18 protein-coding genes, 1 tRNA gene, 2 rRNA genes and 4 pseudogenes are annotated in these 24042 nt (G+C 61.9%); 11 read left to right on the forward strand and 14 right to left on the reverse strand.

What is annotated here, in order from left to right:
• Positions 1-206 precede the first annotated feature (206 nt).
• From H9L15_RS20200 to H9L15_RS05525, 6 genes and pseudogenes are all read left to right on the forward strand, one after another.
• Entirely contained in the window at positions 207-395 is a 189-nt protein-coding gene (locus tag H9L15_RS20200; RefSeq protein ID WP_398286900.1) for a hypothetical protein, read from the forward strand.
• 50 nt (positions 396-445) lie between these two features.
• Positions 446-3681: pseudogene (locus H9L15_RS05505) on the forward strand (error-prone DNA polymerase).
• 101 nt (positions 3682-3782) lie between these two features.
• A complete protein-coding gene (locus tag H9L15_RS05510) occupies positions 3783-5261 on the forward strand; it encodes a PAS domain-containing sensor histidine kinase (RefSeq protein WP_187715458.1) in 1479 nt (492 codons plus the stop codon).
• Positions 5233-5628: a response regulator gene (locus tag H9L15_RS05515; protein ID WP_187715459.1), complete on the forward strand. Its 396-nt coding sequence runs from the start codon at positions 5233-5235 to the stop codon at positions 5626-5628. Before H9L15_RS05510 ends, H9L15_RS05515 begins: the two co-directional genes overlap by 29 nt.
• 24 nt (positions 5629-5652) lie before the next feature.
• A complete protein-coding gene (locus H9L15_RS05520) occupies positions 5653-6045 on the forward strand; it encodes a DUF2147 domain-containing protein (protein ID WP_187715460.1) in 393 nt (130 codons plus the stop codon).
• Between the two features lie 75 nt (positions 6046-6120).
• Entirely contained in the window at positions 6121-6507 is a 387-nt protein-coding gene (locus H9L15_RS05525; RefSeq protein WP_187715461.1) for a DUF2147 domain-containing protein, read from the forward strand.
• On the opposite strand, the pseudogene hutH reads toward H9L15_RS05525, so the two are convergent.
• The 4 genes and pseudogenes from hutH to hutI form a co-directional block, all read right to left on the reverse strand.
• Positions 6500-8007: pseudogene (gene hutH, locus H9L15_RS05530) on the reverse strand (histidine ammonia-lyase). The gene H9L15_RS05525 and the pseudogene hutH sit on opposite strands and share 8 nt — an antisense overlap.
• A pseudogene (gene hutU, locus H9L15_RS05535) lies at positions 8004-9664 on the reverse strand (urocanate hydratase). Before hutU ends, hutH begins: the two co-directional pseudogenes overlap by 4 nt.
• Before the next feature lie 46 nt (positions 9665-9710).
• Positions 9711-10334 (reverse strand): Pr6Pr family membrane protein, encoded by a 624-nt coding sequence (locus H9L15_RS05540; protein WP_187715801.1) that lies wholly within the window; start codon positions 10332-10334, stop codon positions 9711-9713.
• A pseudogene (gene hutI, locus H9L15_RS05545) lies at positions 10323-11521 on the reverse strand (imidazolonepropionase); the annotation flags it as partial. The gene H9L15_RS05540 and the pseudogene hutI, both read right to left, overlap by 12 nt.
• On the opposite strand from hutI, the gene H9L15_RS05550 reads away from it, so the two are divergent.
• Positions 11520-12443, forward strand: coding sequence for an arginase family protein (locus tag H9L15_RS05550; RefSeq protein ID WP_187715462.1), 924 nt, complete (start codon positions 11520-11522; stop codon positions 12441-12443). The pseudogene hutI and the gene H9L15_RS05550 overlap by 2 nt on opposite strands.
• Here the strand turns inward: H9L15_RS05550 and H9L15_RS05555 are convergent.
• Both H9L15_RS05555 and H9L15_RS05560 read right to left on the reverse strand, forming a co-directional pair.
• Positions 12428-13018: an alpha-ketoglutarate-dependent dioxygenase AlkB gene (locus tag H9L15_RS05555; RefSeq protein ID WP_223276539.1), complete on the reverse strand. Its 591-nt coding sequence runs from the start codon at positions 13016-13018 to the stop codon at positions 12428-12430. The genes H9L15_RS05550 and H9L15_RS05555 overlap by 16 nt on opposite strands.
• Positions 13015-14040 carry an ATP-dependent DNA ligase gene (locus H9L15_RS05560; protein WP_187715463.1) on the reverse strand — a complete coding sequence of 342 codons (1026 nt, stop codon included), beginning with the start codon at positions 14038-14040 and terminating at the stop codon, positions 13015-13017. Before H9L15_RS05560 ends, H9L15_RS05555 begins: the two co-directional genes overlap by 4 nt.
• Before the next feature lie 88 nt (positions 14041-14128).
• Here H9L15_RS05560 and H9L15_RS17150 point away from each other — a divergent pair, with 88 nt between their 5' ends.
• Complete coding sequence (locus H9L15_RS17150; RefSeq protein ID WP_223276540.1) at positions 14129-14848, forward strand: M48 family metalloprotease; 720 nt, start codon at positions 14129-14131, stop codon at positions 14846-14848.
• Complete coding sequence (locus H9L15_RS17155; protein ID WP_223276541.1) at positions 14731-15321, forward strand: M48 family metalloprotease; 591 nt, start codon at positions 14731-14733, stop codon at positions 15319-15321. Before H9L15_RS17150 ends, H9L15_RS17155 begins: the two co-directional genes overlap by 118 nt.
• Here the strand turns inward: H9L15_RS17155 and H9L15_RS05570 are convergent.
• A complete protein-coding gene (locus tag H9L15_RS05570; protein WP_187715803.1) occupies positions 15318-16073 on the reverse strand; it encodes an SDR family NAD(P)-dependent oxidoreductase in 756 nt (251 codons plus the stop codon). The two genes, H9L15_RS17155 and H9L15_RS05570, sit on opposite strands and share 4 nt — an antisense overlap.
• A gap of 330 nt (positions 16074-16403) precedes the next feature.
• Here H9L15_RS05570 and H9L15_RS05575 point away from each other — a divergent pair, with 330 nt between their 5' ends.
• The gene (locus H9L15_RS05575; protein WP_223276542.1) at positions 16404-17558 is read left to right on the forward strand and encodes a tyrosine-type recombinase/integrase; all 1155 of its coding nucleotides are present in this window, start codon (positions 16404-16406) and stop codon (positions 17556-17558) included.
• 30 nt (positions 17559-17588) lie between these two features.
• Here the strand turns inward: H9L15_RS05575 and H9L15_RS05580 are convergent, their stop codons facing one another.
• The 4 genes from H9L15_RS05580 to H9L15_RS20205 all read right to left on the reverse strand — a co-directional run bounded on the left by H9L15_RS05580 (position 17589) and on the right by H9L15_RS20205 (position 19629).
• Complete coding sequence (locus H9L15_RS05580) at positions 17589-17801, reverse strand: hypothetical protein (protein WP_187715464.1); 213 nt, start codon at positions 17799-17801, stop codon at positions 17589-17591.
• A 354-nt stretch (positions 17802-18155) separates the two neighbouring features.
• A complete protein-coding gene (locus tag H9L15_RS05585; protein ID WP_187715465.1) occupies positions 18156-18764 on the reverse strand; it encodes a hypothetical protein in 609 nt (202 codons plus the stop codon).
• A gap of 332 nt (positions 18765-19096) precedes the next feature.
• Positions 19097-19306: a hypothetical protein gene (locus H9L15_RS05590; RefSeq protein ID WP_187715466.1), complete on the reverse strand. Its 210-nt coding sequence runs from the start codon at positions 19304-19306 to the stop codon at positions 19097-19099.
• Positions 19307-19419: 113 nt separating this feature from the next.
• Positions 19420-19629: a helix-turn-helix transcriptional regulator gene (locus tag H9L15_RS20205; protein WP_187715467.1), complete on the reverse strand. Its 210-nt coding sequence runs from the start codon at positions 19627-19629 to the stop codon at positions 19420-19422.
• A gap of 787 nt (positions 19630-20416) precedes the next feature.
• On the opposite strand from H9L15_RS20205, the gene H9L15_RS05605 reads away from it, so the two are divergent.
• A complete protein-coding gene (locus tag H9L15_RS05605) occupies positions 20417-20665 on the forward strand; it encodes a hypothetical protein (RefSeq protein WP_187715469.1) in 249 nt (82 codons plus the stop codon).
• Between the two features lie 87 nt (positions 20666-20752).
• Here the strand turns inward: H9L15_RS05605 and H9L15_RS05610 are convergent.
• The 3 genes from H9L15_RS05610 to H9L15_RS05620 form a co-directional block, all read right to left on the reverse strand.
• A tRNA-Met gene (locus tag H9L15_RS05610) sits at positions 20753-20829 on the reverse strand.
• Positions 20830-20967: 138 nt separating this feature from the next.
• Positions 20968-21082: ribosomal RNA gene (gene rrf, locus H9L15_RS05615) — 5S ribosomal RNA — on the reverse strand.
• 94 nt (positions 21083-21176) lie between these two features.
• Positions 21177-23960 (reverse strand): 23S ribosomal RNA (locus H9L15_RS05620).
• Between the last annotated feature and the right edge of the window lie 82 nt (positions 23961-24042).

Here is a 24042-nt window from a genome sequence, read left to right on the forward strand (position 1 = left end):
GTGCGGCGGCCGCAGCCGCATGAGAGCCATCTGCCCGAGCGCGCCAGCGGTTGGCGTCCGGCGCTTGAGAAAGCGGAGCCGGTTGGGCCCGCACCGGCCTCAGCCAGGCCGCAGCGGATGCTCGACCGGCCTGAGGCGATCGCGGTCGTCTACGCCACCCCGAAGGCGTACCGCGCCGCTTCGTCTGGCGCCGGGCAGTCCACGACATCGCCCGCGTCGAAGGGCCGGAGCGGATCGCTCCCGAATGGTGGCGGGAGCGGTCGACGGCACGGCTTCGCGATTACTACCGTGTCGAAGACCAGTCCGGCCGCCGCTACTGGATCTACCGCGAAGGCGTGATCGGCGACGGCCGCGGCGGCCTGCCCGAGTGGTACATGCACGGCCTGTTCGGCTGATGCCTGAGTATACCGGTTTTTCGCGACTGAAGCTGGTGCGGACTGGCGACATGCCGCCCGCGCCGGTCGAGAAGGCGCCCTATGTCGAACTAGGTGTCTCGACCCCTTCTCCTTCCTGCGCGGCGCGTCGGACGCGATCGAGCTGACGCTGACGGCACTGCATCACGGCTACGACGCGATCGGGGTCGCCGACCGCAACACCCTATCCGGCGTCGTTCGCATGCACAGCGCCTGCGATGCGGCGGGGCTGACGCCGCTGATCGGTTGCCGGCTCGATCTCAAGGACGCGCCAAGCCTGCTCGCTTATCCGATCGACCGTGACGGCTACGGACGGCTGTCGAGCCTGCTCTCGCTGGGCAAGATGCGAGCCGACAAGGGAGAGTGCGACATCAGCCTTTCCGATGTCGCCGACCATGCCGAGGGCATCGCCTTCATCGCCTGGCCGCAGGACGATCTCGCTGATTTCGAACGGGAATTGCCGCGCCTGCGTGAAGCTTTGACGTCACTGCGTCACGTTGCTGCAAGCTGGCTTTATCGCGGCGACGACAATGCGCGGATCGAGCAGCTGGACCGCATCGTCCGCCGTCACGGCTGCACCATCCTCGCCACCAACGACGTCCATTATCACGCGCCCGACAAGCGCCCGCTCCAGGACGTGATGAGCTGCATTCGCGAGAAAGTGACGCTGACCACGGCGGGCTTTCTGCTCAACCCCAATGCCGAGCGGCACCTGAAGTCGCCCGAGGAAATGGCGCGGCTGTTCGCCCGCTGGCCGCACGCGATTTCGGCGACGCGCGAGTTCGCCGACAGCCTCCACTTCAGCCTCAACGAGCTTCGCTATGAATATCCTCGCGAGACGGTGCCGGAGGGACGGACCCCGCAGCAGCATCTCGAGCATCTGACCTGGGAAGGCGCGCGGCGGTTCTGGGGCGACAAGGTGCCGTACAAGGTGCTGAAGCAACTCAATTACGAGCTGCAGCTGATCGAGAAACTCGACTTCGCGCGCTACTTCCTGACGGTGAACGACATCGTCGCGTTCGCGCGTGGCCTCGATCCGCCGATCCTGTGCCAGGGGCGCGGGTCGGCCGCGAATAGCGCGGTCTGCTATTGCCTGGGGATTACCGCGGTCGATCCGGCGCTGAACGACCTCCTCTTCGAGCGCTTCATTTCGGAGGAGCGCCGCGAACCGCCCGACATCGACGTCGATTTCGAGCATGAACGGCGCGAGGAGGTGATCCAGCACATCTACGAAAAGTACGGCCGCGACCGCGCGGGGATTGCGGCGACGATCATCCATTACCGCCCGCGCTCGGCGATCCGCGAGGTCGGCAAGGTGATGGGCCTCAGCGAGGACGTCTGCGCGGCCATTGCCTCCAACTATTGGGGCAGCATGGAGGCCGAGGTCGCGGAGGAACGGGCGAAGGACGCCGGGCTTGACATGAACGACCCGCATTTGAAGCGCGTCATGAAGCTGGCCGAGCAAATGATTGGCATGCCGCGCCACCTTTCGCAGCATGTCGGCGGCTTCATCCTGACCGAGCGGCCACTGACCGAGACCGTCCCCATCGGCAACGGCGCGATGGACGACCGCACCTTCATCGAATGGGACAAGGACGACATCGAGGAACTCGGCATCCTCAAGATCGATGTGCTCGCGCTCGGCATGCTGACCTGCATCCGCAAATGCTTCGACCTGATCGATTTGCACGAAAGCGAGCGGTTCGAGCTGGCGACCGTCCCGCAGGAGGTGCCGGAGGTCTACGACATGCTGTGCAAGGGGATTCGCTCGGCGTGTTCCAGGTCGAGAGCCGTGCGCAGATGAACATGCTGCCACGCCTGAAGCCCCGGAAATTCTACGATTTGGTGATCGAGGTCGCGATCGTCCGGCCTGGGCCGATCCAGGGCGATATGGTCCATCCCTATCTGAAGCGCCGCGCGGGCAAGGAGCCGGTGACCTTTCCTTGCCCCGATCCCGCGCATGGCGAGCCCGACGAGCTGGAAAAGATCCTTGGGCGGACGCTCGGCGTGCCGATCTTCCAGGAACAGGCGATGAAGATCGCGCTCGATGCGGCGAAGTTCAGCTCCGAAGAGGCGAACCAGCTGCGCAAGGCGATGGCCACCTTCCGCTCACGCGGGAACATCGACGTGCTTCAGGACAAGATGGTCGGGCGGATGATCGAGCGCGGCTACGATCCCGAGTTCGCCCAGCGCTGCTTCGACCAGATCAAGGGCTTCGGCGAATATGGCTTTCCCGAAAGCCATGCGGCGAGCTTTGCGCACCTCGTCTACGTATCGAGCTGGCTGAAGTGGAAATATCCGGCGGCGTTCGCGTGCGGGCTGCTCAATTCACAGCCGATGGGCTTCTACGCGCCGGCGCAGATTGTCCGCGACGCGAAGGAGCATGGGTCGAAGTACGCGCGGTCGATGTGAACCACAGCGACTGGGACTGCACGCTGGAGGATGGTGCGCTGAGGCTCGGCTTTCGCCAGGTCGAAGGGCTGCATCGCGATGCGGTCGAGCGGCTGGAACGGGCGCGCGGATCGCGGCCTTACGACAGCGTCGAGGATTTGCGCACACGCGGCGGCGTGCCGGTGCATGCGATCCACCGGCTGGCGTCGGCCGATGCGTTTCGCTCCATCGCCCTCGATCGCCGCGCGGCGCTATGGGATGCGCGGGCGCTCAAGCAGGCGCCCGACCTGCCCTGTTCATTGCCGCAGAAGCACGCGATGAAGGCGCTGAGCTAGTGCCCGCGAAGCTGCCGGCGATGCCGCTCAGCGAGCATGTCGTAAACGACTATCAGACGGTCCGCCTCAGCCTGAAAGCACACCCGATGGGCTTCCTTCGCGAGCGCTATGCCGCGCAGAAATTCATCACTGCCGACAAGCTTCCGCATGTCCGCGACGGCAAGCGCGTGTCGATGGCCGGGCTGGTGCTGATCCGGCAACGCCCGGGCAGCGCCAAGGGGGTCTGCTTCATCACGCTGGAGGACGAGACCGGCATCGCCAACCTCGTCGTCTGGCCCGACGTGTTCGACAAGCAGCGCAAGATCGTCATGGGCGCGCGGCTGATGTGCGTGCACGGGATCATTCAGAAGGACGTGGACGATGGCGTCATCCATCTCGTCGCGCGGAAGCTAGAAGATCACACTCACATGCTCCGCCATTTGAGCGACGAATTGATGCCTTCGACGCTCAACCAGGGCGACGGTGCGGGAAGCTGGCGGCCGCCCGCTGCGGCTCATCCTCGTGACGTTGACGTCATCCCCAAGTCACGGGATTTCCACTGAATTATTGATTCGTCGACGAAACGAGGTTTGACTCGCAGCCGACTACCCACCATCGTATACATTCGCCGTCGGTGCTGTGCCGCGTAGCGACGGAGTGAAACATGCCAGCGCGGCCCCCGGCCATCGATTTCGAAGCCCTTTTTGGCGCTTCTCCCAATCCCTACGTCTTGATGGCGCCCGACCTCACCATCGTCACGATGAACGACGCCTATCTGAAAACGACGATGCGCGAGCGCTCGGATATCGTTGGCAAGGCGATGTTCGAGGCTTTTCCAAGCGACCCGGATTCGGAAAGCCACCAGTCCCTGCGCAGCTCCCTCGAACGGGTGGTGCGGACCGGCCAGCGTGACGAGATCGCGCTCATCCGATACGACATCCAGCTGCCGTCGGGCGGCTATGAGGAACGCTATTGGAGCGCAACCCACACACCGCTGCTGGAAGACGGCAAGACGGCTTACATCCTGCAGCACACCGTCGACGTGACGGAGCTTCACCGGCTGCGCACCTTCGCCGCGGAGGCGGGCCATTATCATCGTGAAGAAGCGGGCGTTTTCCAGCGCGCGCACGCGGTTCAAGAAGCCTATCAAACCCTTGCGCAGGAAACGCAGCGCCTGCGCACCCTGTTCGAGCAGGCACCCGGGTTCATTGCCGTCATCACCGGTCCCGAACAGCGGTTCCAATTGGCCAACGCCGCCTATCAGCGGTTGGTGGGCGGCCGCGACGTTGTCGGCAAGACGGTTGCCGAGGCTCTGCCCGAAGTCGTGGACCAGGGCTTCGTCACCCTTCTCGATCAGGTGATCGCTACCGGGGAGCCCTATATCGGGCGAAGTGTCAGCGTCATGCTGGAAGCGGAAGGCGGACCGCTCGAAGAGCGCTTCCTCGACTTCATCTACCAGCCGATCAGCGCCGCCGATGGCGAGATCATCGGTGTCTTCGTCCAGGGTCACGACGTCACGGTTCAGCGCCGCGCCGAAGAGCACCAGCAGTTGCTCATCCACGAACTCAATCATCGCGTGAAGAATACCCTGTCAATCGTCCAGGCGCTCGCCATGCAGTCGTTCAACGATCGCGCCGACCCCGCTGTGGCAAGGCAGACGTTCGATGCACGATTGAACGCACTATCCGCCGCTCACAACCTCCTGACGACCAAGAACTGGGAGCGAGCCGGGCTGCTAGAGACGATCCGGACTTCGGTCGCTGCGACCGCCGGCGCGAACCTGTCGCGCGTTTCGATCCAGGGGCCAGACATTCTCATTGCACCGCAGACGGCCGTGTCGCTGGCAATGGCGATCCACGAGCTTTGCACCAACGCAATCAAATATGGGGCCCTGTCGAACGAGGACGGCCGGGTGGCCGTGCGATGGAGCGCTTCGCCGGGCGACGACGGGACGATCGGGCTGATCCTGGAATGGGAGGAGACCGGAGGTCCGCCCGTTGTCGTCCCATCGCGCCGCGGCTTCGGCACCCGCCTGATCGAACGCGGCCTGTCCGCCGAATTGCGCAGCGAGGTCGAGCTCGACTTCCGACCGTCCGGCCTCAAGTGCACGATCGTTGCGAAGCTGCCCGCAGTTTCCGAATGACGTTCGAGGGGCGACGATCCTCATTCTTGAGGACGAACCGATCATCGGCCTTGCACTAGAGGACATGCTCGTACGCAGTGGAGCTTCGGTCCTGCATGCTTCGCGGATCGAGGAAGCACGCGATCTTGTAGAACTCAAGCACATCGACGCGGCAATTCTGGACGTAAACGTGCACGGAGCGATGAGCTACCCCATCGCAGACATGCTGGCGGAGCGCGCCATCCCGTTCATCTTCGCCACCGGGTATGGCGACCGCTCGCATCCGCCCAGTTCGGCAAGGTGCCGACCGTGGCGAAGCCATACAGCGCGCATGACATCGAAAGCGCGTTCAGGGCCGATCGAGATTAACCCCGACTTTGCGCCGTAAGATGGGACGGGCATAAGAGCCGTGATGATCGCGCTTATGACCTTGGCGGTTTCAGCGTCGGCTCCCGCGGAGTCTATCGAAGGGCTGTGGCTTCACCCGGAACGCAGCGTCATCATTCATCTGTCGCCGTGCGGAAACGCACTGTGCGGCACGGTGACCTGGGCGAACGAGAATGCGAAGAAGGCGGCAAGGCGAGGGATCGATCCCTTGGTCGGAGCTCGGCTGCTGACCGACCTCCGGCCGCGATCGAACGGGCAATGGCGGGGCAAACTCTTCGTCCCCGACCTCAACGTCCGGGTGAACGGCAAGATCACGCCGATCAATCCCAACAAACTTCGCGTGTCCGGTTGCCTGATCGGCGGAATGATCTGCGGATCGCAGGTCTGGACGCGTACGGACCAGCCGGTCGCGCGCTGAGGCGAGCCGAAACCGTTCATCGCCGCGCAAGCTGAGCGCGCCATTATTGCCGCAAATCTCCACTAAATGGGCGTCATGAAACGCATTATTCTGAGCATTGCGACGGCCGCTCTTGCGCTTGCTTCGACAACGCCCGCGTTCGCGCAGGCGCTCGAAGGCAAGTGGGCCAATTCGAAGCGCAGCGTGATCGTCCAGGTGGCGAAGTGCGGCGAGGCCTATTGCGGCACCGTCAGCTGGGCCACGCCGAAGAACAAGGCGAAGGGCGCCGAGCCCGGCACCCGCGTGCTGACCGACCTGCGGCCCGTGAGCGACGGCGTCTACAAGGGCAAGGCTTATGAGCCGAAGCGCAACATCCGCGGATCGGCAACCGTGCACCAGGTCGGGCCCAACACGATGGTCGTGAAGGGCTGCGCGGTGTTCGGAGTCTTCTGTTCCGAGCAGCGCTGGACGCGCGTCAGCTAAGCCCGATCACGTCGAAGCCGATCTCGTTGGCGAGAACGGCGCCCTGCAGATCGCTCATTTCGTCGGCCCAGTAGCGGTCGGCGGTGAAGTGCGGCGAATGCTCCCGAACGGCCGAGTGGATCAGACGAAGCTTCGGGCTCGTTTTCAGCGGCGCGTGATAATCGATGCCCTCCGCACCCGCCATCAGCTCGACCGCAACGACTCCGGCCGTGTTCTTGGCGATCTTGACCGCTTTCCGGCCCGCGATGGGAGCCATCGAGACATGGTCTTCCTGCCCGCGCTCGTCGGAATCGAGTCGACGCTGGCGGGGAAAGCGAGGGTCTTGTTCTCGCTGACCAGGGCAGCTGCAGTAACCTGCGGGATCATGAGGCCGGAATTGACCCCGCTGTCCTGGGTCAGGAACGCGGGCAGGCCGCTCATCTTCGGGTCGACGAGCACGCTGGTCCTCCGCTCCGAGATCGATCCGACTTCGCACAGTGCCATCGCAATCATGTCCGCCGCGAAGGCGACCGGCTGGGCATGGAAATTGCCGCCGGAAATCGCTCCGTCCTCGTCGGGAAACAGGATCGGGTTGTCGGTGACGGCGCCCGCTTCGATGGTCAGCGTTCGCGCCGCACATTCGAGCAGGTCGAGCGAGGCGCCCATGACCTGCGGCTGGCAGCGGAAGCTGTAGGGATCCTGGACGCGGCTGCAGCTGACATGGCTGGTCAGGATCTCGCTGCCTTCAAGCAGGTCGGCAATGGCTGCCGCCACACGAATCTGGCCTGGCTGCCCCCGCAGCTCGGAGATTCGGGGATCGAACGGCTTGGAACTGCCCTTCAACGCGTCCACCGAAAGCGATCCGGCCGCGACCGCCGCGGCGAAGACTCGCTCACCGAAAAACAGGGCATCGAGCGCAAGCGCCGTACTCGCCTGCGTGCCATTGATGAGCGCGAGGCCTTCCTTCGGCGCGAGCTGCAGCGGCTCGAGGCCGATCTTCTTCAAAGCGTCGGCCGCCGGGATGAAGCCGCCCATGTCGATGCGTCCGTAGCCCATCAGGGCTGCAATCAGGTGAGCAAGGGGGGCGAGGTCGCCGCTTGCGCCGACGCTGCCCTGCGACGGGATGACCGGCATCGCTCCATGTTCCAGCAGCGTCTGCAGCGCCTCGATCACCACCGGCCGAACACCGGAATGACCACGGCCGAGGCCGAGTAGCTTCAGCACGATCATGAGCTTGGTGACGTTACGGGGAAGCGCTTCGCCAAGCCCAGCGCTGTGCGACAGGATGAGGTTGGTCTGCAGCTCGGCGAGGCGATCGTCCGGGATTCGCGTGTTCGCGAGCAGGCCGAAACCGGTGTTCACGCCGTAGACGGTCTCGCCTCCGGCCACGATCCGGTCGACAGATGCAGCCGCATTCGCGACGCGCTGCATCGCTGTGTCGTCGAGTTCGGCGACCTGCTCCTCGCCGCACCAGAACTTGCGCAGCAGGTCCAGCGTGACGTTGTTGGGATCGACCTTCATGCGCCGACCATCGGCAGGTCGAGACCCTGCTCATGCGCGCAGTCGATAGCGATGCGATAGCCCGCGTCGGCGTGACGCATCACGCCCGTGCCGGGGTCATTCCACAAAACGCGCTCCAGCCGCCGCGCGGCATCGTCTGTGCCGTCGGCGACGATCACCATTCCGCTGTGCTGCGAATAGCCCATGCCGACGCCGCCGCCGTGATGGAGCGATACCCAGGTTGCGCCGCCGGCCGTGTTGAGGAGCGCATTCAGAAGCGGCCAGTCGGACACGACGTCGCTGCCGTCCATCATGCTTTCCGTTTCGCGGTTGGGCGAGGCGACCGAGCCGCTATCCAGATGGTCGCGGCCAATCACGATCGGCGCGCTGACTTCGCCATTCCGCACCATCTCGTTGAACGCGAGGCCGAGCTTGTGGCGCTGGCCAAGGCCAACCCAGCAGATGCGCGCGGGCAGGCCCTGAAAGGCGATGCGCTCCCGAGCCATGTCGAGCCAGCGGTGAAGGTGGGGATCGTCGGGGATCAGTTCCTTCACCCGTCGATCGGTGCGGTAGATGTCCTCCGGATCGCCGGACAGGGCGACCCAGCGGAACGGTCCGATGCCGCGGCAAAAGAGCGGGCGAACGTAAGCGGGAACGAACCCGGGGAAATCGAACGCATGGGTGACGCCCATGTCCTTCGCTTCCTGGCGGATGTTGTTGCCATAATCGAACGTCGGGACGCCCATATCCTTGAACGCGAGCATGGCTTCGACGTGGACCGCGATCGACGCTCGTGCCGCTTCGGCGACGGCGGCGGGGTCGCGCTCGCGCATCTCCTGCCATTTCGCGACCGACCAGCCCGCCGGGCAGTAGCCGTTGGCGGGGTCGTGCGCGCTCGTCTGGTCCGTCAACGCGTCCGGACGAATGCCGCGCCTCAACATCTCCGGCAGGATCTCCGCCGCATTGCCGAGCAGGCCGACGCTGGTCGGCTCCGTAGCGTGTGCGAGGATCTCCAGCGCCTCGTCGATCGTCGCGGCGCGCTTGTCGAGGTATCGCGTTTCCAGCCGCTTCTCGATTCGGCTTTCCTGGCATTCGATGGCGATGCAATGCGCGCCGGCCATCACCGCCGCGAGAGGCTGCGCGCCGCCCATTCCGCCAAGCCCGGCCGTCAGGATCCATTTGCCGTTGAGATCGCCGCCGAAATGCTGGCGACCCATCTCCGCGAAGGTCTCGTAGGTGCCCTGAACGATGCCCTGCGTGCCGATGTAGATCCACGAGCCCGCGGTCATCTGGCCGTACATCATGAGCCCGGCGCGATCGAGCGCGTTGAACGTCTCCCATGTCGCCCACTTCGGCACGATGTTGGAATTGGCGATCAGCACGCGGGCGCATCCTTGTGCGTCGGGAAGACTCCGACGGGCTTGCCCGATTGCACCAGCAGGGTCTGATTTTCCTCCAGTCGCTCGAGCGTCTCGACGATCTTGTCGAAGCACTGCCAATTGCGTGCGGCGCGGCCGATGCCGCCGTAGACGACCAGGCTCTGTGGATCCTCGGCAACCTCGTCGTCGAGATTGTTCATCAGCATCCGGACTGCCGCTTCGGTGGTCCAGCTCTTCGCCACGATCTCGCTTCCGCGGCGGGCGCGGATGCGGCGGCTGTTGTCGCGTCGGTCAGTCAAATCCTACCCCTTCCCCAATCGCCGCCGCTCTAGCGGTTCCGTCGGCTTAGCCCAAGGGCCGGCCTCGATTACGGCCGGCGAGGCGGCTGAATGCCACCATCAACACGCCAGCGATCACGAAAGCGATGGCCAACCCTACTGCGTTCAACGCGGTCCGCGCCGGGCCCAGCTCGGCAAGATTCATGAACGGATAGGGATAGCGCCCATCGATCGATCCACGCACGATGGCGTAAGCAAAATAAGCGAGCGGATAGAGGCTCCAAAGCAAGGAGTGCTGCCAACGCAGGCCGTACTTCGGCGCGATCGCGATCCAGTAAAGAACCGTCATGATCGGCACCGCATAGTGCAGGATCGTATCCGCGATCAGCGCCGCGCCTTCGAGTTGCAGGAGGCCGCGAAGAAGGGTCACATAAACGACGCCGACGAGCCCGATCGCCAGGGTCACGCCGGCATGGATGAAGGAAGACACGCGCCGGTCGAGCGCGACAGCCGTCATGGTGACGGCGACGATCAGGTTCGTCGTGATCGTAAAGAAGCGCAGGATGATCCAGAGCGTCTCGAGCACCGAACCGGAAGTGCCGAATGTTGCGTAGAATTGGATGCCAAGCCCCACCCAGGCGGTTAGGGCAATGATCACGGCGAGAAGCCTAGGCATCTGTCCCCCGAACATCCGACGCTCGGGTCCCGGTAACCCGATCCAGTAGCCGAGTTCCGAGAGATTTTCGATCCGCCAGACGCAGAGATCCGCGGCTTTCCCCGCGGCAATACTCCCGACCTCATGAGCCAGGCCGAGCGCACGAGCCGCGTTGATCGTCATACCCGCCACGGCCTCCTCCGGCGTCAGGCCGAACAAGGTGCAAGCCATATTCATCGTCAGCGTGGGCGACAGCATCGGGGAAGTTCCCGGGTTGCAATCGGTCGCGATTGCAATCGGCACCTTGTGCTTGCGCAGAACCGCCACCGGCGGCTTCCTCGTTTCCTGAAGCGCATAGAAGGCGCCGGGCAAGAGCACGGCCACCGTTCCAGCCTTGGCCATCGCCTTGGCGCCCGCATCGTCGAGATGCTCGAGGTGATCGGCGGACAGTGCCTTGTAGCTGGCGGCGAGCGCGGCGCCGTTCTGGTTCGACAATTGTTCGGCGTGAAGCCGCACCGGCAAGCCGTTGGCGCGCGCCGCATTGAATATGCGTTCGACCTCCTGCGGAGTGAAAGCGATGCTTTCGCAGAAGGCATCGACGCTCGTTGCCAGCCTTTCGCGGGCCGCGCGCGGATCAGCTTGTCCGCGATCATTGCGACATAGTCGTCACGTCGATCCCTGTACTCGGGCGGAAGGGCATGGAGCGCCAGCAACGTCGGGACGATGCGCACCGCCTCGCTGGCGGCTAAGGCCGCGGTGCAGCGAAGCAGGCGGATTTCGCCTTCAACGTCGAGCGCATAACCCGACTTGATTTCCACCGTCGTGACGCCGCCCTTGATCAGCGCGTCGAGGCGATACGCCGCAGACGCCAGAAGCTGATCGGTGGAGGCGGCATGCGTCGCCTTGACCGTCGAGGCGATTCCGCCTCCGGCCTTGGCGATTTCCTCGTAGGTCGCTCCGGCGCGGCGCATGGCATGCTCGTCCGCACGGGTGCCGCCGAAGATCAGGTGCGTGTGGCAATCAACAAGGCCCGGGGTGACCCAGGCGCCGCCGAGCGCGACGACCTCCTTCGCCCTGAAACCGGCCAGCTCGGTGCGCTTGCCGACACGGAGGATCCGGCCGTCCTGAATCGCGATGGCGCCATTTTCGATCAGACCCAGCGGGTTGCCCGGCAAGGGCTCCATGGTGGCGATACGGCAGTCGACAAGGAGGCTGTCCCACATGGCCGTCGCCTTAGGCGACTGCTCTTGCTACGGCAAAGGAATGCGTGGCTGGCCCAACCTTTCCGAGCTTCTCGTGGCACGGGATTCGAACGCGCCCGTTGGCCTCGTGGGGGCGCCACTCGCAGCCGGATCGGTCACGCCGGGTTCCTGCGATCTTGCGCCAGCTTTACTGCGTGAGACACTTCGGAGAATCGGCCGGTACGACATCGAGACCAAGCGCGAAATCTCGACCCGCATCGTCGATCGCGGCGATGTGGAGATCGCCGGAATGACCATCGAGCAGGCGACGGGACCGATCCGCGAGGCCGTGCAGTTCAGCGCGGCGCTTCACGAGTTGACCTTAGTCGTCGGCGGCAACAATGCGGTGACCCGTCCTGCCGTTCTCGGGCTTGGAATGCCGCTGGAAAGAGTCGGCCTCATCACGCTCGACGCCCATTTCGACATGCGCGACACGCACGAGGGATTGAGCAACGGCAACCCGGTTCGCGCTTTGATCAACGATGGGCTTCCCGGCGCGAATATCGCGCAAATCGGACTCGCGGCGTTCGCGAACAGTCGCCGGATGCATGAGGACGCAGTCGCCGCAGGCAATCTCGTCATCACGATTGGCGAAGTCGGCCTCAACGGCGTCCCACGCGCGATCGAGCGGGCGCTAAGCCATGTCGAGCATTGCGAAGCGATCGTCGTCGACTGCGACATCGACGTCATCGACCGCTCGCAACTGCCGGGTGCACCGGGTGCGCGACCCGGTGGGATGGCCGTTGCCGATTTCTTCAACGCAGTGCGTTACCTGGCGTCGCAGCGGAAAGTGCGCGTCATCGACCTCACCGAGTGGGATCCGCCACTCGATACCACCGACCTCAGCGCGCTGACCGCAGCGCGCTGGGTCGCGGAATGCCTTTCCGGCTACGAGCTGCGCTGAGCGTCCGCGGCCTTCCCGCGGCCGATATCGGACATGGTTCGGAACGTGATGGAGAAGCGCAGCTGGTCGCCGGGGACGATCCGATGCTCCCACTCGTGGCGCGCTTCACCGGAAAGTCGATAAGCCGAACGAGGCTCGACCGGCAGGTTGATACGGAGGAAGCCATCCTCCGTCCTTCGCCGGAAGCGGAGGATCGCCGGTGATCCCAGCGAGACGCCGACGACCCGGTCGAACACGCTTCGATCCTTGTGCCACCCGATGCCGGCGCCAGGATCGTATCGCGCGATCAGGGCGTGGGCGATGTCCGCACCCGCCCACGCTGCGGCTCCCTGACAAAGCGGCTCCAACCACCCGGGGATGGGTTCCGCCGGCGCAAAGCTGGCGTCGTCGAAATCGTAGCGCCAGCCGAAGCTCTGTGTCTTCCGATTGCCGGTCCAGCCGTGGAAGCGGAATGGCGCGAGGTCCATTCGCTCAACCTCCGCCAACAGCGCGGCTTCCTCGTCCCGGGTGACGAAATCCGGCCGATAGTCCAGACCGTCGATCAGTGGAGCGGCGAACAGGTCCGCCTGGGTCACGACCCGAATAGCTCCGCGATTTCGGACGGCCGCAGCTCGGGCGCGAGCTGCTCGAACGTGCACTGCTTGGGAGCCTTGTCCGGCCGCCAGCGCAGCAGCGCGGTGCCGTGGCGGAAACGCCGTCCCGTGACCTGATCGTAGCGGACTTCGACGACCAGCTTCGGCTTCAGCGGCTCCCACTGCCCGCTGCGCTCGGTACTCCATCGGCTTGGGCCACCGGGCGCGTTGCCCGTGAATCCAGGCGGCTTGATCAGTGCTTCCAGCGTCCTGGTCAGCTCGGGGCGCTCCTTGGCGGGAATTGCAGACGTGAAGCCCACATGATGAAGCAAGCGCTCGTCGTCATAGAGGCCGAGCAGCAAGGAGCCGACCTCGTGCTTCTTTTCGGCGTATCGGAAACCACCGACGACGCAGTCCGCGGTCCGTAGCTGCTTCACCTTGATCATCGCACGCTCGCCGAAGCGGTAGGGTTGGTCGAGGCGCTTCGCGACGACACCGTCCAACGCCCCTCCGCTCCGCTTCAGCCAGCCCGCCGCGACGTCCCGATCGGTCGTCGCCGGGGACAACAGCAAACCGTCAACCGCGTTCACCCTGAAGAAACGTTCGAGCGCCTGCCGCCGTCCGGAGAGAGGGTTGTCGTCAACGGACCTCCCTCCCGCTTCGAGGATGTCGAACAGCATCAACAATGCCGGCGTCTCCTGCGCAAGCTTGCGGACCCGGCTTTCGGCGGGATGCAACCGCATCTGCAGGGCCTCGAAGTCGAGGCGGTCCTGGAGCGGAATGATCAGCTCACCGTCGAGTGTGAACCGGTCGGCCGCGACCTTCCCGAGCGTTTCTAGCACTTCGGGAAAATAGCGGCCGAGTGGCTTGCCGGACCGGGAGATCATTTCCACAGTCCCGCCGTCTCGGCGCGCGATGCACCGGAAGCCGTCCCATTTCGGCTCGTACTGCCAGCCTTCGCCTTCGGGCAATTCCGCGGCGAGCAGGGCTTCCATGGGTGCCGGGACTGACGAGGCTTTTGCCATTCGTAGATAATCGCCACGCCTTCGCAGTCGTTCCCATTGCGCTTGCACGTCGTGAGGTTACGTTGCCGTTCCGAACTGGGGAGGCAGCATGGCATTCGACCCGAACGTGGCGACGGCGCGATATATCGACAGCCTCGGACCCACAGCGCTTCAGAAGGCGCACGACTACACCGTCGGCAAGGAATGGATGCTGCTCTGGGCGCTCGTCGTGTCGGCGGTGGTGACCTGGCTGATCGTTCGATGGGGGATCCTCGACGCAATCGACCGCCGACTTCCGGAGCGAAGACAGAACCTACGGGCGTTCGTGCTCAGCTTCATCTTCCTGATCGTCTCGGGCGTGCTCAGCCTGCCGTGGACGATCTACGACGATTGGTGGCGCGAGACCGGCTATGGGCGGACCAGCCAGCCGTTCGCCGACTGGCTCGGGCAGAATGCGCTTTCGGCCGCAATTACGTCGCTCGTCCTCGCTGCCTTCATGATCGGCGTTTACTGGCTGATCCGGCGCGCGGGAAAGCGTTGGTGGATCTGGTCGGGCGCGCTGACCGCGGCGGTCATGGCCTTCGTCATGCTGCTCTCGCCCGTACTGATCGAGCCCTTGTTCAATAAATATGAGCCGGTCCCGCCCGGCCAAGTTCGCGACACGGTCGTGGAGATGGCCAAGCGTGCCGAAATCCCCCGGACAAGGTCTTCATGTTCGACGGATCGCGCCAGTCGAACAACTTCACCGCCAATGCCGGCGGAGTCGGGAGCACGGCACGGGTCGCGATCTCCGACGTCGCGCTCAAGAGTGCCTCGATCGATGAGGTGAAGGCCGTGACCGGTCACGAGATCGGACATTACGTCCTCAAGCATACCTGGTCGGGGATTCTGTTCTTCGCGGTCCTGGCGATGGTGCTCTTCTGGCTCGCAGAAAAGCTCTACCCGCGCTTTGCCCGGGCGTTTGGGTCGGACGCCAAAATCGATGACCCTCGCGGGGTGCCGGTGCTGTTCTTCCTCATCTCGGTTTTTGCCGTCGCCGCGTCGCCCTTCATCAACACGTTCGGCCGGACGCTGGAAACGCAGGCCGACATGTATTCGCTGGAGACGGAGAACCGCCCGGACGCCCTCGCCAGCGCGCTCGTGAAAACGGCCGAGTATCGCTATCCCGACCCAATGCGGTCGAGGAGTTCGTGTTCTACGATCACCCTTCCGTCGAACGGCGGGTCCGGGTGGCAATGGAATGGAAGGCCGCGCATCCGGACCCGGCCGCTGCGAAGTGACCAAGCGGCTGAGGTGACCTAGAGGCCCTGGCCTCCGGAGACCTCGATCCTTTGGCCGGTCACCCAGCCGGTTTCTCCAACGAGCAAAGCGGTAATCGCACCGCCGACATCGTCGGGCAGGCCGACGCGGCCCATCGCCGTGTTGGCCGCGACCTGCTTGTTGATCTCTGGATTGTCGCGGACGCGCCCGCCTCCAAAGTCGGTCTCGATCGCGCCGGGCGCGATCGCATTTACCGCGATGCGGCGCGGACCGAGCTCCTTGGCAAGATAGCGCGTCAGCACTTCGACGGCGCCCTTGAGCGAGCCGTAGATCGAAGCGCCGGGATAGGCGAAGCGGGCGAGGCCGGAGGACAAGTTCACGATCTTGCCGCCATCGACAATCGACGGCAGCAGCTTCTGCGTCAGGAAGAACACGCCCTTGAAGTGGATGTTGGTGAGCCGATCGAAGTCCGCTTCCGTTGCTTCGGCGAAGGGGACGTGAAGGCCGATGCCGGCGTTGTTGACGAGATAGTCGATCGTCTCGCGGTCCCAGTTCTCCTTGAGCACTTCACGGAGTTGAGAGGCGAATGCGTCGAAGGTGACGGCGTCGCCGGTGTCGAGCTGCAGGGCGACCGCCTTCCGGCCGAGGTCCACGATTTCCGCAACGGCTGCGTCGGCTTCGGCATTGTTCGAATGGTAGGTGAGCACGACATTGACGCCGGCGCGGGCGAGGTGGACGGCGGTGTTGCGGCCAAGGCCGCGGCTGCCGCCGGTGATGAGTGCGATCTTCGGGATTGGTCGGGCATGGCGATCCTTCCAGGAGGGAAGTCGTCACGTAAGAAACGCCAGCCCAAACTTCACGTGCCGCGGGCACAAAAAAAAGCCGCCCGAAGGCGGCTGATGTGTTGGTTGCGGGGGTAGGATTTGAACCTACGACCTTCAGGTTATGAGCCTGATCCGAGCGGTTTTCACAACTATTTGAATCAGGCTCCAAAACTCGGCTAACGTGCTGATTATACGGAGATTTCCTGATGCCAAGAGATGCCAACTTCGGACATTCAGTGTCAACAATATGCCAGCTGAGTACGGACACAGCGCGGACACAGAGAAGTCAGCGCAAATTGGATGATCGATTCGTTCGTGAATGCGAGCCGCCAGTTCAAGGCAATCGGATTTCCTATGACAGTCGCCTGTCGGGCTTCGGGCTACGGGCTACGGGTCACAGCTGGTGGCGCTCGCTCGTTTGTCTTCAACTATCGGATAAAGGGCCGGGAGCGCCGCATCACGATAGGCCAATATCCAGCCTGGTCCGCTCTCGCGGCTCGGAAGCAGGCCGAGCATCTACGCCGCCAGGTCGATATCGGCCTCGACCCGTTGGACGGCCGTATCGCGGAGAGGGAAGCGCCCACAGTTCGGGCGTTATATGTCCGATACGAAGAAGAGCACCTGCCGACTAAGGCGCCTCGGTCAGCGGCAGATGATCGCGGGATGTGGAAGAACGATATTCTTCCCGCGCTCGGTGCAAAGAAGGTTGCTGATCTGCGCCCGCAGGACTGCGACGCGTTACATCGCACTATCAGCCACACGCGGCCGATCCGCGCAAATCGAGTAAATGAGGTCCTCAGGAAAGCTCTGAACCTGTCGATCAGGTGGGGCTGGATCGAGCGCAATCCCGCGACCGGCGTGCGCAGAAACCCGGAGCCGAAGAGACACCGTTATCTTGACCGGGAAGAGGTTGGGCGGCTGATCGACGCACTCAACAAGCACTCTGAACGAACATCGTCCGACGCGATCCTATTCATGCTCCTGACCGGCTGCCGAAAGAGCGAAGCACTGAATGCCACCTGGTCCCAGTTCGACCTTGGCAATCAAGTCTGGACCAAACCAAGCGCTGAAACCAAACAGCGCCGCGAGCACCGTGTTCCCTATTCTTCTGCTGCGGCGTCGATCCTCAAGCGCAGGTCTGGGTCTGCTGGCCAGCAAGTGTTTGCCGGCAGCACCGGTGGGGCGTTACAGGACGTTCGCCGAACGTGGGCTGCCGTATCTAAGTCTGCTGGTCTTCAAAGTGTTCGGCTCCACGACTTGCGTCACACCTTCGCCAGTTTGGTCGCATCATCCGGACAATCGCTAATGGTTGTCGGCGAGCTCCTTGGGCATTCGACTCCGCAAACTACGAAGCGATATGCGCACCTCTACGACGATGCTCTCCGAAGCGCGTCGGAGGGCGTCTCGCGGTCACTACGGACGCAGAGGAAGCGCCGCAGGAAACTCAAGGGCTAGCGGCAGGAATGGGTGGAAAGTTGCCATTCCTTAGCGAATAAGATGCTGAGCGATGGCCTCGCCGACTAGCGAGCTAGCAATCGCCGCTCCACGTAAATCTGCGCCGCCATTTAGGGCGTTGCTCGCAGCATCAATGTCTGCGCTGCTTTCGGCAACGCGCTTGTAGACTTCATGGTCCACCAAGGCCCTGCGGCGGTGCTTGCGCGCAAATCTCAGCGCGGCAACGTATTCGAGCTGCCGCATTAGATCAGCCCTCACCATTGCACCGCCCGGCTCAGTGGCCGTCACCTCCCTGACGAAGGTGCGAACTCCCAAGTCCTCGAGAACTGGGCGGCTAAATGCGATTGGTAGAAGCGCCGCCAACCGATGAGCTTGACCCTCGCCAAATCCATTGGCCCGAAGACACGCTATCTGATGATCTCCCGACAGGCCCAACGTGCGAGCGAGTATCTCCGCAGCTTCAATGAGCCTTTGGTCGGAAATCGCGGAGCGCCTCGGCCAGATCGTCACGCCGCCAGCGTATGGCTCGGATCAGGCCTCCGCAATGGGGTCGAGGCTAATGGCAGGAATGGGTCGAAAGCGGACTCTAGCAATAAGCTAGATACCAAGGTCATATCGGTTGACCGTCCGAGCGAGTTTGTCGCCGATGCGCGACGGGGAGTTCGAGACTTCCCGCGCTAATTCGTCGCCAATGCTGAGCGCGAACGCACGAAGTTGGGGGAATTGCACACCCCGCAGCGCGGCGCGATTGACCATCAGGCCAAGCATTTGGCGCGCCAGAAGGTCGTTTAGCGCGTCCTTCTGGACGCTCTTCACCAAGTCGGGGTCCGCCCACTGCCGCATTTCGAATAGGTCTGTTTGGACTTCGTCGACTACGCGGTTCCAAAGCTCGCTGTTCGGCCACCTCGACCGATTGGAGTCTCTGGTGGGCTGGGCGTGGCGAATGGCCTCAATCGAAGCGGCAAACATGTCTCCGAGCCGATTGTCTAAGTCGGACCATGTGCGAATATTCCAGCGCTCCTTCAGGTAATGCTTTCCAGCCCGGACTTCGACACGCCAAATTCGGCTTTCGGTCGGATCGTCCTGCTTCAATGGAGGTTCTCCCGAGCGCGCCCTTGAGGCGTTCCAGATTTCCCACCAGCCGACCTTATGCTTCGCGATCACGTCAGCCCGTTTGTCGTAGATGATGATTTGGCGACCAGGCATCTTTCCGACAGTAACGGATGTTACGCGAACCGAGCGGCCGTGAACCACTACTTCGGGCAACTGCTCAGAGTGCTCGGCCCAACCAGCGTTGGAGTGCATTACGAAGTGCTCTGGAACGAGGACGAACTCAGGCGCTAAGAAGTCCATCGCGTAATCGACACGGCTGAGACTCTCGCCGCCGGGGACTAGATCAACCTCAAGCGCCCTAAGTGTATCATACAGCTGAGCGCGAGCGCCACCGAGACCGTTCAGCGCGAGATTGAAAGACGCGCATGACACCCGGACGCCCCAGGGATCCCGTGCATTGGGCTTCTTGAAGAACCAAGTGGCTCCTAATGGCCTGTGCTCGCGGTGAAGGCGTACCCTCCTCGCGAGCCGGTTTCATTGACCTCCAATTTTAGGTCGTTCCAGAACAGCACTGTCGGCGCATTGGATTTTTGCGCGTGCTCCTTCGCTGCCTCGAGCTCTTCCAAAAAGGCGGCGCTAATTTGCCCCTGGAGACTGAGATCGAGCCCGTCGAAACCACGATACAGGAGCTCCATCAGACGGACCCTCCAATGTATTTCTGGAGGGGGTGCTACAAAGACCCCCTCTATCACGGCGATCCGAGGCGCCAGGTGCGCTCCTCGCTGCCGCTGCGGTGCGCCTTGGCGCCTCACGAGAATGTTCTCGGCGGAGTGACGATGTTTTGAGAAACCCACTCGTGTACCAATGCGCGTGGGTAGAGAATCCTGCCTCTGCTTTTGTGGTATCGCGGCCCGCTTCCTTCGGCGCGCATCCGAGCCAGGGTTCGGTCGCTGCAACGCAGGAGGTCGGCGACCTCCGGCGGCAATAGATATTCGTGGTCAGCCGAGTGCGTGGCCATCCCAGGGTCTCCAGAACTAGCGGGGAGCCGGTCCCGCCAGACGACGGGACAGCTCGCCCTTGATTGAAGGGATGCGAGGGAAAGTTCGTTCTGCTGCTGAGTTCGCTAGTCTGGTAGCTAGTCTATGACGGGGCTCTTCACCCGAATATCACTACTTCCCGCTCCGGGGACATCTTTGGCTCTCGGCCCTGAGGTGCGTCAAACGATCTGTAGCTAAAAAAAGTGCCTGAATGCAGGTCTTTCTCTCTCGCCGGTCGAAGCTGTCTATTTTTTTCCTATTCGGCAAGTGGCAAAATCGCCGTCTGCATTCTTTGGCTGCCAATGGCGTGTTTTGGCAGCGTTGCGTCTCGCTCCGGTCGGTCCGCAAGCGGACCCTCAGCTAACTGCACAATTGGGATCACCGAAAAGCCCTAATGGCAGGTTTCGACCCATTGCAGACGCTGCTCGAAGCGTTCAATTCAAACCTATGCAAACCGTAGAGCAAGCAGTCGTTGGGCTGTGGAGCGCAAGACGGAGAAGCGTCCGATTTTGCTCACAGATCGGTTGAGTGAAGATCTGTGGCTCGACGGAATGGAGATCGCAGACATTGCTCTCCAGCTTGAGGCAGAGCTGGGCCGCAAACCGTCAGCTGAAGCATACAGCCGCGTGTTCACAGTTAGCGATTTCGTAGCGGCTTTCGAAGAAGCTCCCTCACTGCGCTGATGGCAACTTTCCACCCAAACCCGCCACTAGGCGATCCGTCGTGGCTGACCATTGCAGCCCTCGTATCACCCGCTAGAATATCCGAATGTTCCGCTGGCAGGGCCGCACAGTCGCCGTCGCGCTGATCCTCTCCGGCCTCTGGTTTCTCTCTCAACCGCAGTACGCTTCGACCGAAACCTCAGTCGCGGAAGTGCGAGGCTGGGTTCTGCTAGTTTTAGGCGTGGTATATTTCGTGGCCGAGTATCGGCTGAAGGCGAAAGCTGATCAGCGCGCAGATCGCGCAGAGGCGAGAGAGATCGAACTACATCGCCGCCGCATGGATGATCGAGACTAACAGCCGTGGAGGCTCCGTATCGCGGACACCGCGCGGACACGACTATCTTGGCAGAGCCCCCTGCTAAGGGTAAGCTGTTGAAACTGTTGGTTGCGGGGGTAGGATTTGAACCTACGACCTTCAGGTTATGAGCCTGACGAGCTACCGGGCTGCTCCACCCCGCGCCAACTTTGCTGAGCCGCTCGACGGCACGCTTGGTGCGTGACGACGCGTAGCTCAAAAGCACAAAGCCGCCGCGGGCGATTGCCCCCAGCGGCCTTGATAACATTATGAATGGGTCACTTCCGCACACCGCCAGCAAAGCCTGGCGACGACCTACTCTTCCACTGCTTAAGCAGTAGTACCATCGGCGCTGTCCGGTTTCACGGCCGAGTTCGGGATGGGATCGGGTGGGTCACGGACGCTATGGTCACCAAGCTATGGTGACGGTGCGTGGAAGTTCTAGAAACCGTGCATGTATCCAGCTGTGTTCGACCGGCCTTCGCAGGCCTGTCGATGATGGTGTGGATCCATCAAGCGCGAATAGGACAATTAGGACCGGTTAGCTCCATGCGTTACCGCACTTCCACACCCGGCCTATCAAGGTCGTGGTCTTCGACCGTCCTGAGATATCTTATCTTGAGGGAGGCTTCCCGCTTAGATGCTTTCAGCGGTTATCCCGTCCATGCATAGCTACCCTGCTGCGCGGCTGGCGCCACGACAGGTCCACCAGAGGCATGTTCAACCCGGTCCTCTCGTACTAGGGTCAACTCCTCTCAAATATCGACGCCCACGGCAGATAGGGACCAAACTGTCTCGCGACGTTCTGAACCCAGCTCACGTACCACTTTAATTGGCGAACAGCCAAACCCTTGGGACCTGCTCCAGCCCCAGGATGTGATGAGCCGACATCGAGGTGCCAAACAACCCCGTCGATATGAGCTCTTGGGGTTATCAGCCTGTTATCCCCGGCGTACCTTTTATCCGTTGAGCGATGGCCCTTCCACGAGGGACCACCGGATCACTATGACCGACTTTCGTCTCTGCTCGACTTGTCAGTCTCGCAGTCAGGCGGGCTTATGCCATTGCACTCTAACAGACGGTTTCCAACCGTCCTGAGCCCACCATCGCGCGCCTCCGTTACTCTTTAGGAGGCGACCGCCCCAGTCAAACTACCCGCCACAGAGGGTCCCTGCGCCGGCTAACGGCGCGAGGTTAGACTGTAGAAAACAACAGGGTGGTATTTCACAGGTGGCTCCACCCAAGCTGGCGCCTGGGCTTCAAAGCCTCCCACCTATTCTACACAATTGTTTCCCACAGCCACTCTGAAGCTGCAGTAAAGGTGCACGGGGTCTTTCCGTCTAACCGCGGGTACTCCGCATCTTCACGGAGAATTCAATTTCGCTGAGCAGGTGTTGGAGACAGTGGGGAAGTCGTTACGCCATTCGTGCAGGTCGGAACTTACCCGACAAGGAATTTCGCTACCTTAGGACCGTTATAGTTACGGCCGCCGTTTACCTGGGCTTCAATTCGGAGCTTGCACTCCTCCTCTTAACCTTCAGGCACCGGGCAGGCGTCAGACCCTATACGTCGTCTTGAAGCCGACTTAGCAGAGCCCTGTGTTTTTGTTAAACAGTCGCTACCCCCTGGCCTGTGCCCCTCAAAATGCTTGCGCACAATGAGGGCCTCCTTCTTCCGAAGGTACGGAGGCAATTTGCCGAGTTCCTTCAACACCCTTCTCTCAAGCGCCTTGGTATACTCTACCTGACCACCTGTGTCGGTTTCGGGTACGGTCTATACGGTGGGCTATTTCCTGGGACCCCTTCACCGCCAGTACCAATCCAATAAGGACTGACGATTTACGGGATCCGTCACACACCACCAGGCTGCGGAATATTAACCGCATTCCCATCGACTACCCCTTCGGGCTCGTCTTAGGGCCGGCTCACCCTGCTCAGATTAGCTTTAAGCAGGAACCCTTGGTCTTTCGGCGAGAGGGCATCTCACCCTCTTTATCGCTACTCATGTCAGCATTCGCACTTCCGATACCTCCACGGTCGGTTACCCTTCCGCTTCATCAGCCTACGGAACGCTCCGCTACCGCGTGCAGTAAACTGCACACCCTAAGCTTCGGTGCATATCTTTAGCCCCGGTACATCTTCGCCGCAGGAACCCTTATTTAGACCAGTGAGCTGTTACGCTTTCTTTAAAGGATGGCTGCTTCTAAGCCAACCTCCTGGTTGTTTTGGGATTCCCACATGCTTTCCCACTTAGATATGACTTGGGACCTTAGCTGTAGGTTAGGGCTGTTTCCCTTTTGACGACGGACCTTAGCACCCGCCGTCTGTCTCCCGGACTATACTCTGTGGTATTCGGAGTTTGGTTAGGTTTGGTAGATCTCGCGACCCCCTAGCCCATCCAGTGCTCTACCCCACAGGAAAACATCCGAGGCACTACCTCAATAGTTTTCGCGGAGAACCAGCTATTTCCCGGCTTGATTGGCCTTTCACCCCTAAACACAACTCATCCGGTACCTTTTCAACGGTAATCGGTTCGAGCCTCCAGTGCGTGTTACCGCACCTTCACTCTGGTCATGCCTAGATCGCCGGGTTTCGGGTCTAATGCATCAAACTAAATCGCCCTATTCAGACTCGCTTTCGCTGCGCCTACACCTAACGGCTTAAGCTTGCTTGATACATTAAGTCACTGACCCATTATGCAAGAGGTACGCGGTCAGATCTCAAGGATCCTCCCACTGCTTGTAGGCAACCGGTTTCAGGTACTGTTTCACTCCCCTAATCGGGGTGCTTTTCACCTTTCCCTCACGGTACTAGTTCACTATCGGTCATACACGAGTATTTAGGCTTGGAGGGTGGTCCCCCATGTTCAGACAGGATTACACGTGTCCCGCCCTACTCGAGTCCTGTTTGATTGTTTTCGCATACGGGCTGTCACCCGCTATGGCGCTACTTTCCAATAGCTTCTGCTAACTAACAAACAGGCACTGGCCTGGTCCGCTTTCGCTCGCCACTACTTACGGAATCTCGGTTGATGTCTTTTCCTCCGGTTACTGAGATGTTTCAGTTCACCGGGTTCGCTTCACTAAGCCTATTTTATTCAGCAGAGTGATATCCTTCCTATTTATCCCCAATCGAGATGAACTCGACTGAGAGTAAATAGTGAGGATGGGTTTCCCCATTCGGAAATCTGCGGGTCAAAGGTTGCTCACACCTCACCGCAGCTTATCGCAGCGTGCCACGTCCTTCATCGCCTGTGTATGCCAAGGCATCCACCAATTGCCCTTACCTCACGCTTGAGAATCCACACCACCATCGACAGGCCTGCTTGCATTACACAGGCGTCAATTTGTCGGTGATACGGTTGATCGTCCAAATAAC

The sequence above is a fragment of the Sphingomonas daechungensis genome (assembly GCF_014489495.1).
Classification (GTDB): Bacteria; Pseudomonadota; Alphaproteobacteria; order Sphingomonadales; family Sphingomonadaceae; genus Sphingomicrobium; species Sphingomicrobium daechungense.